This is a genomic window from Clostridium tunisiense TJ (assembly GCF_000300195.1).
Classification (GTDB): Bacteria; Bacillota; Clostridia; order Clostridiales; family Clostridiaceae; genus Clostridium_J; species Clostridium_J tunisiense.
Window position 1 is genome coordinate 24,321 of the sequence record NZ_AMQH01000009.1, and the last position, 12,774, is coordinate 37,094.

Here is a 12,774-nt window from a genome sequence, read left to right on the forward strand (position 1 = left end):
ACCATTACCCCCTATCTTTATTACCTTGAACTCTGATTCTTGGATCCACTAACCCATAGATAATATCAACTATTAAAAGAGAGAATATATACAGAGCTGATATTAAAATGGTTTGACCCATTATCATCATATAATCCTTTGATGTTACAGAAGTAACGTAATATTGTCCAAAACCTGGAATAGAGAAAATAGTTTCAATTACAAAGGCCCCTGTAAATATCATTGCAATTTGTGGTCCTAATATAGTTATGGCTGGAAGAATGGCATTTCTTATGATATGCTTCCAAACTAATGAAATATCTGAAACACCTTTTGCCTTTGCAGTTAATATATAGTCCTGATTTACTACATCAAGAGTACTAGATCTCATATATCTTGCATAAACAGCCACTGAACGTAATCCTAAGGCTATAGCTGGTAAAATTGTATATTTGAAACCCTCATATCCTTGTATTGGTAGCAACTTAAGCTTAAATCCAAAGAAAAATTGAAGTAGTGCTGCAAATACAAATCCAGGTATGGCAACCCCTAAAAGTGCTATAACCATAACAATATAATCTGGATATCTTCCTCTGTTAAAAGCAGCAATTACTCCTAAAGCTATTCCTAAGGTTACTCCAAGCACTAAGCCCTCGGCTCCAATCTTTGCTGAAATAGGTGCATTATTAACTATAATATCTTTAACAGTTCTTCCTGGATGATCAAAGGATTCCCCTAAATCAAAGTGAGTTACAATTCCTTTTAAGTAGTAAACATATTGTTCTGGCAGTGATTTATTTAAGCCATATTTTTCATAGTAATTTTGTTTAACCTGTTCATTTAACTTTTCAACCTTATCCCCTAATGGATCTCCAGGTATGGCATGCATAAGTACGAAGGTAATTGTTATAATAACCCAGAGTGTGAAAATCATATATATCAATCTTTTAAATATATACTTTAACAAGCACATCCTCCCCCTATTCTATATGAAGATATTGCAGCAGAGATTTTCTGCTGCAATACAACAAACTCTATTTAGATTTGCCTTCAATATATGCGTATTTTAACTCGCAGATACTTCCGAATGTAGGTCTCATAACACCTTTAACATATTTATATTGGAATTCACTATGCTTATTAAATACTGTAGGGGCAATAGTTGCATCTTCATAAACTAATATTTTTTCAGCATCCTTGAAATATTGTAATCTTTGTTTTTGGTCTGAAGTTGAACTAGCTTTATCCATTAACTCATCATATTTCTTATTTGCCCAACCAGTATTATAGTTTGGTCTAGTTGTATACCACATGTTCATGAAAGTTGATGGGTCATTGTAATCCCCAATCCATGCAAGGTTAGATAATTCATAATCTAAAGCCTTAATTCTATCTCTCTTAACCTTACTTTCAACTGTATCAATAGCAATGTTTACACCTAATGCCTTTTGAAGCATTTGTTGATAAACCTCTGCATTTTTCTTACCTAATGCTGAAGTGTTTCCAACAATATAGTGAACAGTGTATTTAGATGGATCTGGATCTGCTCCAAGCTCTTTTAATCCTTCAATTAGATAAGCTTTAGGATCTTTAACTTCTTTTTGTAATTCAGTAACAGGGTCAAAGCCAGAAATTTTTCTAAACTCTTCTCCATTTAATTGTAATCTTAACGGAACCCAACCTGTTGCTGGTACTGCTGCTCCGTCATTAATCATATCAACGATTTGTTGCCTATCTAAAGCAACAGAGAAGGCTCTTCTAACCTTTGCATTACTGAAAAGCTTTACTCCATTTATAGTTGCAGTTTGATTGAAGTGGAAATAGGATGTACTAGGCTCAATGTTTTCAAGAAGGTCCATTTTCCCTGTGGAATTAAACTTTTCCTTCCAGTCTTGTTTAGTTACGTTAGCCATATCAAGTCCGCCGTTGTACAACTCTTGCATTTCAGCTTCTTCTTCTTTTATAACTTTAATATTAACTGTATTTAATTTAACTTTATCTTTATCATAATAGGCTTCATTTTTTTCAAGTACTATCTTGCTATCATGGACCCATTCTTTTAATTTGAATGGTCCACAGGAAAGTAATGTACCTGCATCTGCTCCATAATTCTTTGCATTCTTTTCAACCATGTCTTGTCTTTGTGGCATAAATAGTGTGAAGTAAGTTAAATTCATAAAATAAGGAGTAGGTTTTTCTAAAGTGATTACTAAGGTATTGTCATCTGGCGTTGTAATACCAACATCTTCTTTTTTCCCTGTACCGCCATTATAAGCTGAAGCTCCCTTAATCATATCTATTAATTGAACATAAGTAGCTCCTGTAGCTGGTTCTAAAGTTCTCATTAAAGAATAAGCATAGTCCTTTGATGTAACTTTTTTGCCATCTTCCCAATTAAAATCTCTTAAGTGGAAAGTATAAGTAAGTCCATCTGGTGACACATCCCATTTTGTAGCCCCTGCTGGTTTAATCACATCATTTCCCTTTTCATCCTGCTCCACTCTAGTTAGAGCTTCCATAGTATCAGTTAAAACCATTCCTCCATAGGTATCATCGTTGATAGATGGGTCAAGACTTCTTACATCTGATATGAAACAGTAATTTAAAGTTTGATCCTTATCAATTCCCCCTTGAGCCTCCTTTGGCTTATCTTTCCCACAGCCTGATAAAACCGTAGAAACTGCTATTAATGTGGCAGTAAGTAGAGTAAGTACCTTTTTACTTTTCATTTAAAATCCTCCTTCAACATACATTTAGTTTAGTTGATAGAAAAAAATTTCTACCAGAGGTGAGCATTTTTAAATTTGTAAAAAATTGCTTTAAAGCATTTTTATAAATATATTCAATTTTCTTCCCTTAATTCCAAAATTTTTATGACATTCATGTTAATAATTTACATTAAACTAGTTTTCGGCATGTAGGAGGATTTATATATGCCGATTTAGAATAAAAAAATCGATAATTTTAGCTGAAAGAATTTTCATAAAACTCAATATAAGTCTTTTTATTGTGAATTTTATTCTTTATATTGAGAAATATTATATAATTATATGAAATTGATGAAGTAACACTAAACTTTCGTACAAATAAAAAAGGCTACCTGAAACTCTGTTCAGATAACCCTTCATTTTTACTTTGCCTCTTCCACAACTGTGTAATGAGCTTTTCTTTCCCAAGCTTCTAAGCTAAGCATTATAGCTGAAGCAATTATACATATGACCCCAACAAGCTTCCACCCACCTTCTATGCTGGTTAGATTTAAAATTTTTCCCATTCCAATAGGTCCTAGGGTGTGACCTGCGCCAAAGATTATTGGAAGCACCGCACTCATTCTTCCCCTATGAGATGCCGGAGTATGGTTTGCTATAAAAGGAGAGGTACTAATTGCAAGGACAATTTCCCCTAGAGTGAAGATAACTACACTTAGGAAAAAGTGTGGCAAGGCATTAAAAAAGCCTAACATACCAAAACCTATGGCATACAATAGACCTCCATACACAGTTTTTCTAATACTTTTTGCATTTTGTAGTAAAAAGGTCACTAGAGGTGTACATATAATTACCACTACCCCATTAAGTCCAGAAAGTAATCCAAAGAACTTTGCCTTACCTGAAGGGTATAATTCTAAAACATGAAGAGGCATTAAAAATGACCATTGAGAGTAGGAAAAGTTAAACCAAAATACTATAAGAGCAAAATATATAAGTATTGGTCTTTTTCTAAGTACAGAAAAAATTGAACCCTCTTCTCTTCTTTCTAAAGCTCGACTTTCATCTTTAATTTCTTCTTTAGTTGTATGAATAGTTTCTTTTATAAAAAATGTGATTATTCCAAGAGATATTAATGCTGTAATAGCATCTCCTATAAAAACTAAATGCAAGTTGTTTTCATAAAGAATCCCACCAATAACAGGGCCTACTGCAAAGCCTAAATTCCACCCCATATAAACTAATGAATATGCTCCTTCTCTATTTTCACTAGTAGTTATATCTGCCAGTAGAGAATCATGAGCAGGTCCAGCTGCTACCATACAAGCTCCCGCTAGCATTATAGTGTAAACCATAGTCATACTAGGCTCCATGAAGCTGCAAGAAATATAAAGTACTGTAGCAAGAAAATCAAACACTACTATAACTTTTTTTCTTCCAATGGTATCTGCAAGCTTCCCTCCAATTACGGAAGCTGGTAGATATAAAAGTCCAGAAGCACTAATATAAGCTCCTGTCATCTCATCTGAAAGTCCTATGCTATCTTTTAATATAATTGTGAGCAAGGGCATAACAAAACACCCTAAGGCATTTACAACCTTTGAAAGAAATATTATGTAAACCTCCTTAGGTAGACCCATGTAAGGTTTTAATAATCTTCTCAAAGCTTTTTTTAATCCTGTCATATTTTCATCACTCCTTTTAAGTTCACCATTATCCGTTATAAAGTCATAAACTTCTAAGTTGATCATATTAAGCTATATTAATACTTAAGGTAAAACTACATCTGATTTATAAACCTACTTTAGCTTCCTGTATCTCTATGGACATAGATAATGTGTAATACTAGTTTTTATAAAATAAAAAAGTCATAAAACTTTCCTGGTCCCTTTACCATGGAAATATTTTATGACTTTCTAATTAACAATTTAATAAGCAGAATTTTAATAAACCCTTTAGGTTTACTTTATAAGCTCATTTTGCCACCCCATAAGCACACTGTGCCTTGGGGTTTTATAGAAATTAAAAAAGTCATAGGGCTACAACAACCCCATGACTAAAAAAACAAATTAATTACAAAAACCATTCATGAAGGCCGTGTATATTATTAAGTAATCCACTAAAATTCTTCTTATTAAAATTTAAAGTACTCATTAGTCACAACCTCCTTTTTTAAGAAAATTTACAATAGTATAAATATACTATTTTTTTACAGATAAGTCAATATATTTTTGCATTTTTTCTTATAGCTTCATTTTATACTATTTTATACTTTCCTTTTAGTTTTCATATTCTATTACTACTCATTTATATAAACCTTCTCTTCATACCCTTCCATATTATATATTTAAAGTGAAAAACAGTAACTAAACTGTAAATTTAGTTACTGTTCTTTTGACATAGCTTTAGCACTCATGTACATCTACAACTTTGGCTACATAATCATCCATGCCTGAAGTTGCAAGCACTGTTAATGCTTTACTTCCATTAATCTTAGCAACATAGCCCTGCGCTTCATTTTCATCAGAAGACTCATTCCTTACTACTTCAATACTGCTTTTACTTCCTACTTCATATTCCTCTAGTATATTGGCAATTTTCTTTTCCACTTCTCCTGTAGGACACTCCATTATTTTAATTCTTTCTATTGCAGCTTCTAAGTTTTCCATAAACTTTATCCTCCGTTACACCAAATTCTATCACTAGTATAGTGTTTCCCATAGGGCAAAATTTACTTAAATATTTAATAACTTTTATATTATACAATATCCTTTTAAAATTAATCCTTAATAGCTTTTTACATATTTTATAGTTGCTTTGAATTAGATTTACTTTTCTTAATATAAGCTCCTATACTATTTTTATGCTTTCCTATGCTATTAAAATATATCCTCTATCTTTTACTTGCCACCATTATAAATAAGGAGTAATCCACTTCTTCTCCTTCAACATTCTTCTTCCCATTAAAGAAAACCTTATAGGTTATATCACTTAGTCCTGCCTTACTTAGTAGACTTTTTAGTTCTTCTTCTTCAAACCCATCATGTCCCCTAAAATCCTTTTCTAATTTATGAAAGCTTCCATCATCTTTGGTTAAATCTACAATACATAAATATCCATCCTTATTTACCCTAGCTGCTAAATTTTCTATAGTTTTTTTTAAATCATCAATATGATGAAGTACCATGGAAGTATAAACCACATCATACTTTCCCATAAACGACTTACTGTTTATATCCTTTTCATAAGCTATCATATTATTAGCTTCATATTGTTGTATTTTTGAGTTAACAACTTCAATCATTCCCCTAGACGTGTCTACAAGAGTAATATGTTTAAACTTATCATAAAGATTAAAGCTTATAAGGCCTGTTCCGCACCCAAATTCTAATGCCTTATAGTCTTCCTTCATAGGAATCATTTTTTTTATTTCCTGTGCAATAATTTTTGCTCTACTAGCCCTATATTCATCATCCCAAGTTAACGCTCTTTTATCAAAGTTCATATTTATTCTCCTTCTTAAATTATTTTTATATTTACCATTTAAGTGTTTCTTACTTATTTCAAAGCCACTCTACAAAATGAACTTGTTCATTATTTAATCGTCCCTGAAAATCTTAAGGGGACAAAATAGTTATCTATAATTTAGGTCTGAATCTTCCCCTTGTAATGGAATTAAAAATCTCAAGACCTTTTTCTCTCCAGTTATTTTCTACATATTATTATACATAAAATACTTTCATAAATCACTTAATTACATAAACATTCAGAATGTTATTTAAAGTTATTCTTACTATTTATGATATGAATACCTTTTATTTATTTGATTTTATCTATATTCTCTGCTTATTGCAGAGTAAAACTATATTAGAATAAATTCATCATAAGGTTGAAGAATACTTATAATAATCTTTCCCATAAAAAAGATTAACCACTTACTTCGAAATTCAAACTCCAACATGCTTTTGGTATAAAACCTCAAAATTTACTTTTATTTACTTATATAGATAAAGTATAATTAAATAAATACTTTTTTAAAATTACAAAAGTCTTTTTATGAATAAACTTTAGCTCAATAGAAACTTATTAACGGTAGTAAGAAATTTATCTCTATATTTGTAATTTCTAAAATCTCACTTCCTTAGGTTTTACACCTACTTAAATCTATGCTTCAGAAATTACTTTTAAAGTTTTAAAAAATTATAATTATTGCTTTATATAACTAAGAAGAAATTAATGGAGAGGTGAAATTCATGAATGATTTATTTATTAACTTATTAATACTTGTGTCCGCAACCTTTGTTGCAGGTCACATTTTAAAAGACATATCTGACGATACATTAAACTCTATATACGGAAAAATTGTACTGGGGATTTCAGGTGGACTCTTAGGTATTCTGATGATGATATATACCATTAAAATTAGCGGTACTACCACCTTATTAGATTTGAGAATTTTTGCAATCATGATGGTTTCCTATTTAGGAGGTACTGTTTCTACTATAATTTCAGGAATTATTATATGGATATTTCGGGGAACTTATTTTGGTTTAAATATATCCTCTACAGTTTCCTTGTTTCAAATAATATTATATATAATATCCTTTTATATCATTGATAAAAGAATAAAAAAAGACTGGAAAAGATGGGTCTATAAAACTTTAACTTCTCTAATTATTCTAGTATCAGCTTTCTACTATCTCTTGATAGATGTAGAAAAGGTTCATTTAATACTTCTTCAGTTTTCCTTAGTCATAATATTTGCTGCTACACTAGAATATTATTTGCTAGAATATGTTCGTAGTTCCAATGAATTATATAAGCGGTACAAGAAGGATTCTACAAAAGACTTTCTTACTGGTCTCTATAATACTAGACAATTTGACAGTATGCTAAATGCAGCTACGGAAAGGGCCTTGAAAAATGAAGAGAAACTATCTTGTCTTATGATAGATATTGATCATTTTAAGAAGGTAAATGATACCTATGGTCACTCTATAGGTGATATAGTATTAAAGGAAGTTGCAAAGGTTATAGGTAATACCGCCAGGAGCTTTGATATTATAGGAAGAGTTGGTGGTGAGGAATTTTGTGCTCTACTTGTTGACTGCCCAAAAGACCATTCTGTGGAAGTTGCTTTAAGAATTAAAAATGCTATTGAAGGCTATAACATCCACATTGGAGAAGATAAATATATAAATGTCACTGTATCTGTAGGAGTTTCTTCCTATCCAGACACTTTATCAAATTTAAATTACTTAAAAGAACAAGCTGATGTAGCTCTTTATAATGCAAAGCATAGCGGTCGTAATAAGGTTTGTCTTAATAGTAGCTGTTTAGCCGATTAAAATAAAAAAGTATGCTAAGTTTTATCAAACTTCTCCCTGTTACTTAAATAGGGTCAGTTCGTATCTAGCATACTTTTTTTATCTTAATTACATATAACCAATTTAGCCATAGGATTACTTTTTGCAAATTCGTTAACCTCTTCTATATTTCTTGCTTTAAAAATAAGCTTTCCACCATTTTTATTTAAGATGCCTCCACAAAGAAAGTATTTAGAAGCTTCCTTCATTTTATTTTCTATAAAAGACATTCCTTCAAGTCCTTTTCCATCTGCTTTATACTTTAACTCTATTAAAAAATCTACGTTACCCATTTTCTATTCCCCCTAGTTTGGTTCCACAATTAACTATTTACAGTATATCGAACAGTTGTTCGTCTGTCAATAGAAATCATAAAATTTTATTTTAGTATTGTTAATTTTATTAGCTTGTCTTACAATACAATATGTATGTTTTAGGCATAAAAAATATTACTAAAAATAAATTTTTTTCAGTAATAATCACAATAGTGAATGATATTCTATATTTTAAAATGAATCGCTAAAAATTGAGGAGGATTTTCATGAGCACAAAACGTTCAGCATTACCTATACTCGCAGGTATTACTGCATCTTCTATCTTTGGTCTTAGTTTCATGTTCTCTAGTGTTGCCTTAAAGATAGTAGATACTTTTACCTTGCTTTCCTTTAGATTCTTATTAGCTTTTACAATTATGTCTGTTTTAGTACTAACTAAACTTATAAAAGTAGATTATAAGAACAAAAACTTAAAGTCCCTTTTTATTCTTGGACTAATGCAGCCTATAATTTATTTTATATTTGAAACCTATGGAATTAAAAATTCCTCTAGTTCTATAGCTGGAGTAGTAATTGCCCTAATTCCCATCACTGTAGCTGTATTTTCTGCTTACTTTCTTAAGGAAAAACCAACCCCACTTCAATGGATATTTATCATAACTTCAGTTGTGGGAGTAATTTTCATCATACTGATGAGTGGAAATTCTTCCGGTTCTGTAAATATAATAGGTTTTCTATGCTTACTTATAGCAGTAATCTCTGCTACTGTATTCAATCTTATATCAAGAAAGCTTTCTAAAGAGTTTACTCCTATAGAAATCACCTATTATATGATGGGCTTGGGGGCTATAACCTTTACTTTAATGTCCATTATTCAACATATAACAAAAGGTACCTTAGCACAGTTTTTTCAGCCTCTTGGAAACAAAGGCTTTCTTATGGCTCTGTTATATCTTGGAATATTATCCTCTATAGTTGCTTTCTTATTTATTAACTATTCTTTATCAAAACTAGAAGCTTCTAAATCAGCTATTCTTGGAAACTTTTCTACTATAGTTTCTATAATTGCTGGAGTTGTGTTCCTAAAGGAAGACTTTAGATTCTTCCACCTAATAGGCTCTGCGTTAATCCTTATAGGAGTCTTTGGAACTAACTATATTGGAAGCAAAATCCCTAAAGAAATCCTAGAGGACAATGCTAAAAATATAGCTAATTAGGTTTTAGCTAAGTAAGCTAATTATAATAATGTAAAACTTATTTTTAAAATATATACTAAAAATTACACATAAAACAACTCCTCATAGGTACATTTACTTATGAGGAGTTTTATTTAAATTTTGGAGACCTTTGCAAATATAAAATAAAATTACTAAATGCTTAGCAGCTATTTTACAAATTATCTATTCTTTGTTTTTGTAAACTTTTAATTCATCTAAAACAAATCCTTCTTCTGAAAACTTGTAGCTAATTTCAAATTCTGCTAAAGAAAAATCGGGGCTTATGGCTGCATCTATTTTTGCTTTAATTTTATTATCTTCTAAGTAATACGTTATAAAAGTACCGTAAGTTAGATTTTTAAATTCTTCCTCAGCAGTGGTTTTAATCTTATCCTTTATTGAATAACTAACCTCTTTTTCATTTAAGGAAAATATAACCTTCTCAGAACACAGGCTTACTTTGATATTACTCCTTGCTATATCTACTGGACTCTGAACCTCATACTCACCCATATTTTCTAAGTTTACCACATGTATTTTTTGCTCAAGAAATCCTGTACCATATCCAGTTGTAAGTACTATGATTAATTCTTCCTTACCATCATTATTCAGATCAGAAAGTGAAATAGTTGGTGTGTTCATCACACTCTTCCAGTCAAATTCTTTCTTACTTCTATTGCCTTGAACAATAATCTTTTCATAACCAGCTTTTTCTCCTTCTTTTCCAAACAAGTATATATTTTTCTCTCTAATCTCGCCTATGACCTTATACCCCTCAGGCACATTAGAGTTAACACTCGATATGGAATTATTCACCGGTATTGAAGAACCACTATCTCCATTTTTACTTTGACAACCTGCAAAAACTATTGATATTGCACAACATGCTACAAGTATTTTTAAGCCTTTTTTCATTCTCAACACCCTCTATAACTTAATAGTAGTCAATGAGCTTTAATAAGCTCATTTTAATTAATAACCTTGGAAGAAGTTTATCTACAATAACCAACCTTTGATTTTTAAGTTTATTTTTCTATAATAAGGGTCGGATTATACTCCAAAGTATGATTAATTTTCCACACCTTATAGTTATATGGATGTTTTTACTTAATATTCTACATAAACAAGCTTTCTGTATGAATTTAAGAGTTGTTAATAATGATTTTTAGCCACTATAAAAGTTTACTTTATAAAGGACTATGTATACACCTTCTCCTCTTTTATCTATGAGATTATTTTGTAAAACCAACTTTGAACTTACCTTAAGTATTATTTCAATTATATTAATAACCACTATTTTCACCATAATATAGCCTGGTTATAATAACTAATTTGCATTGCTTTTATGCCATACCTCCGCGGTATTGTAAAAATATTTAACCGAATTTTTTTTTACAGAACTTCGCCATGAACTAAACTTATTGTTTTATAATATATATATACCATATACTGTATATTTGTAATTTCTTTTTTATTACTTGAAAGGTGGTTAAGTTAATGGATAATAAAAAATTGAAGGTCTTTATTCTTTCGGGAGCTTTATTAGTGGCCTTGCTATTAGGTCTATATTCTCTTGGTGATATTAAATACTCAAATAAAGACGGGCTTTCCTATGATGAAAAGAAAGCAGATGCAGAGTATTTGATGAACTTTCTCGAGAAAACCTATCCCTATTTTGATGAGGTAAAAGCTACTACAGAGCAAGACCTTCTTAAAGAAAAAAAGAAAATAATAGCTTCAATTTCAAAAACCCCTTCAGATAAGGAGTTTTATTTCCAAATACGACAGATGCTAAGAAAGTTTACCTATGGGCAAATTAATGTTGGTACAGATAGTATGAGTAATGCCTACCTGCATTTAGATAAAAGTGAAACTCAAGGAAAAGGTTACTTTGAAAAACTCAAGGAAGCAAAACTAAAGTGGGAGCCTATTGAAAAAGAATATTCAAAGAATTTCTCTGATTCCTTTAAATATATTTGCAATATAAATGCAATGTATATTAATGGTAGTTATTATATAACTATGAGCCAAAATCCTGAAGTACATGTTGGTGATGAAGTAATCCGTGTCAATGACATGTCTGTTGATGAATATTCTAAAACTATTCAAAGTGATAAGTATTTTGCATTCTATGATTACACTCATGAGAAATATGTAGTTCAACATTTATTTTCCTTTAAAGATTATATTCCAAAAAATATGGTTATTAAAAACTATATGGGCGAAGAAAAAAAGGTTAATGTTACTTCCTATGACAAAACAAAACCCATACTAGAAAATGGGTTTAAGGCTTTTGAAACTAATTTTGTACCAGGTACAACTGGCAATAACCAGGGTAATTTCTTAAATATCTTTGAGGAAAACAAAGTAGTTACTTTAAATTTCTCTGCCTTTAGTGAAGATGATACGCATATGAATAATGACCAAGAAAGAGAGAAGTTATTTAATATAATAGATAAAAGTGATTATCTTATACTAGATCTTAGAGGTAGTACTAACGATGCCTTATTTAGGGATATCTTAACTTCTGTATTGCCTATGAACTTAAGCTATTCTAATTATTATGTAATGGAAAAAAATGAAATCAATGATGCCTACATTGAACATTATAGAATAAGTAGCCATCCCTTTAACACTGAGGTTACCTCTTCTATTTCCTCACTAGAAAAGGTGTATCCTTTAACCAAGTATCATATTTTAAAAAACAATACAATTGATCTTAAGGGATTAAGTAAATATAAGGGCAAGATTTTCATCCTATATGACACCTACTTTAGTGGTGACCTAACCAAGGAAATACTTAAAACTGCAATTGACCAAAATTCTTGTACTGTTATATCAAATGGCAAATTTAATTTGCAAGATTATGCTGATACTTCTTTATCAACCTCAGTTATTCTTCCAAACTCTAACCTTACTATCAATGCTCAAAATGTAAAAGTAGTGGACAGTAATGGAACCTTCATTGGTAAGGTGGTAGCCACACCTCAAGTACTAGTACAACAGGATATGGCTAAAGTAATAGAGAAACTTAAAAATGGAGAAGGTTATATATTGGAAGTATCAAAGGAGAATAGATATACTAGCAAAGATGAGTATTATAATGAAGTGCTTAAGCTAATAAAATAAGGACTTTTAAGCTAAAATTAATTTTCTTGATTTTTAAAAGTTATAAAAAAAATTAAGATAATTTCCTTTATAAAATAACTGTAGCCTTACTTATAAACTA

Annotated in this window: 10 protein-coding genes; 3 read left to right on the forward strand and 7 right to left on the reverse strand. The window is 30.5% G+C overall.

Going from position 1 to position 12,774, the window contains the following annotated elements; genetic code table 11:
• Positions 1-4: 4 nt before the first annotated feature.
• The 5 genes from C661_RS0107960 to C661_RS0107985 all read right to left on the reverse strand — a co-directional run bounded on the left by C661_RS0107960 (position 5) and on the right by C661_RS0107985 (position 6,192).
• Positions 5-946, reverse strand: a complete 942-nt coding sequence (locus C661_RS0107960) for an ABC transporter permease (protein WP_017414782.1) — start codon at positions 944-946, stop codon at positions 5-7.
• Between the two features lie 67 nt (positions 947-1,013).
• Positions 1,014-2,708 (reverse strand): peptide ABC transporter substrate-binding protein, encoded by a 1,695-nt coding sequence (locus tag C661_RS0107965; protein WP_017414783.1) that lies wholly within the window; start codon positions 2,706-2,708, stop codon positions 1,014-1,016.
• A gap of 401 nt (positions 2,709-3,109) precedes the next feature.
• Complete coding sequence (locus C661_RS0107970; protein WP_242825986.1) at positions 3,110-4,438, reverse strand: MFS transporter; 1,329 nt, start codon at positions 4,436-4,438, stop codon at positions 3,110-3,112.
• A gap of 654 nt (positions 4,439-5,092) precedes the next feature.
• Positions 5,093-5,356: a hypothetical protein gene (locus C661_RS0107980; RefSeq protein WP_017414785.1), complete on the reverse strand. Its 264-nt coding sequence runs from the start codon at positions 5,354-5,356 to the stop codon at positions 5,093-5,095.
• Between the two features lie 224 nt (positions 5,357-5,580).
• Complete coding sequence (locus C661_RS0107985; RefSeq protein WP_017414786.1) at positions 5,581-6,192, reverse strand: class I SAM-dependent methyltransferase; 612 nt, start codon at positions 6,190-6,192, stop codon at positions 5,581-5,583.
• A 748-nt stretch (positions 6,193-6,940) separates the two neighbouring features.
• On the opposite strand from C661_RS0107985, the gene C661_RS0107990 reads away from it, so the two are divergent.
• Positions 6,941-8,035 carry a GGDEF domain-containing protein gene (locus C661_RS0107990; protein ID WP_017414787.1) on the forward strand — a complete coding sequence of 365 codons (1,095 nt, stop codon included), beginning with the start codon at positions 6,941-6,943 and terminating at the stop codon, positions 8,033-8,035.
• Between the two features lie 83 nt (positions 8,036-8,118).
• On the opposite strand, the gene C661_RS21480 is transcribed toward C661_RS0107990, so the two are convergent.
• Entirely contained in the window at positions 8,119-8,346 is a 228-nt protein-coding gene (locus C661_RS21480) for a YciI family protein (RefSeq protein WP_017414788.1), read from the reverse strand.
• A gap of 248 nt (positions 8,347-8,594) precedes the next feature.
• Here C661_RS21480 and C661_RS21485 point away from each other — a divergent pair, with 248 nt between their 5' ends.
• Positions 8,595-9,545 carry a DMT family transporter gene (locus C661_RS21485; RefSeq protein WP_017414789.1) on the forward strand — a complete coding sequence of 317 codons (951 nt, stop codon included), beginning with the start codon at positions 8,595-8,597 and terminating at the stop codon, positions 9,543-9,545.
• A gap of 183 nt (positions 9,546-9,728) precedes the next feature.
• On the opposite strand, the gene C661_RS0108005 is transcribed toward C661_RS21485, so the two are convergent.
• Complete coding sequence (locus C661_RS0108005) at positions 9,729-10,460, reverse strand: hypothetical protein (protein WP_017414790.1); 732 nt, start codon at positions 10,458-10,460, stop codon at positions 9,729-9,731.
• A gap of 582 nt (positions 10,461-11,042) precedes the next feature.
• On the opposite strand from C661_RS0108005, the gene C661_RS0108015 reads away from it, so the two are divergent.
• Entirely contained in the window at positions 11,043-12,674 is a 1,632-nt protein-coding gene (locus C661_RS0108015; protein WP_017414792.1) for a hypothetical protein, read from the forward strand.
• The last annotated feature ends 100 nt before the right edge of the window (positions 12,675-12,774 follow it).

Bases quoted from the DNA above. Each gene is read 5' to 3' on its own strand.
- C661_RS0107965 (WP_017414783.1), bottom strand. From the start codon at position 2,708: ATGAAAAGTAAAAAGGTACTTACTCTACTTACTGCCACATTAATAGCA.
- C661_RS0107985 (WP_017414786.1), bottom strand. From the start codon at position 6,192: ATGAACTTTGATAAAAGAGCGTTAACTTGGGATGATGAATATAGGGCT.
- C661_RS0107970 (WP_242825986.1), bottom strand. From the start codon at position 4,438: ATGATCAACTTAGAAGTTTATGACTTTATAACGGATAATGGTGAACTT.
- C661_RS0108005 (WP_017414790.1), bottom strand. From the start codon at position 10,460: ATGAAAAAAGGCTTAAAAATACTTGTAGCATGTTGTGCAATATCAATA.
- C661_RS0107990 (WP_017414787.1), top strand. From the start codon at position 6,941: ATGAATGATTTATTTATTAACTTATTAATACTTGTGTCCGCAACCTTT.
- C661_RS0108015 (WP_017414792.1), top strand. From the start codon at position 11,043: ATGGATAATAAAAAATTGAAGGTCTTTATTCTTTCGGGAGCTTTATTA.
- C661_RS21485 (WP_017414789.1), top strand. From the start codon at position 8,595: ATGAGCACAAAACGTTCAGCATTACCTATACTCGCAGGTATTACTGCA.
- C661_RS0107980 (WP_017414785.1), bottom strand. From the start codon at position 5,356: ATGGAAAACTTAGAAGCTGCAATAGAAAGAATTAAAATAATGGAGTGT.
- C661_RS21480 (WP_017414788.1), bottom strand. From the start codon at position 8,346: ATGGGTAACGTAGATTTTTTAATAGAGTTAAAGTATAAAGCAGATGGA.